Below are 257 nucleotides of genomic sequence, written 5' to 3' on the forward strand. Positions count from 1 at the left end.
GTTTAAACCTAGCATGCACACTACTTTAAATGGCACGGCGCGCATGGGCATAAGCGTACAAAAATTTACTTGCCCTACTAAAAATCGCTGACCGACGCCTTTTTCTTGTATACCCTGTTTTATTAAATAGCTAACTATGCGCTGCGACACCGCTTGATTGTAGTCGCCGTTATCGTGGTGCTTTTGAATATCTTCAAGCACTTTTTGCAGCACTAATAAATCCCAACTGTCGTCGCTTTCACTCTCGTAAACAGCGC

General features: G+C 43.6%; 1 protein-coding gene. It reads right to left on the minus strand.

Going from position 1 to position 257, the window contains the following annotated elements; genetic code table 11:
* Nucleotides 1–257: hypothetical protein (locus R2R70_RS21430; RefSeq protein ID WP_410979115.1), on the minus strand; the 257-nt coding region annotated here is incomplete at both ends.

It is taken from the genome of Cobetia sp. SIMBA_158, assembly GCF_046566945.1.
Classification (GTDB): Bacteria; Pseudomonadota; Gammaproteobacteria; order Pseudomonadales; family Halomonadaceae; genus Cobetia; species Cobetia amphilecti.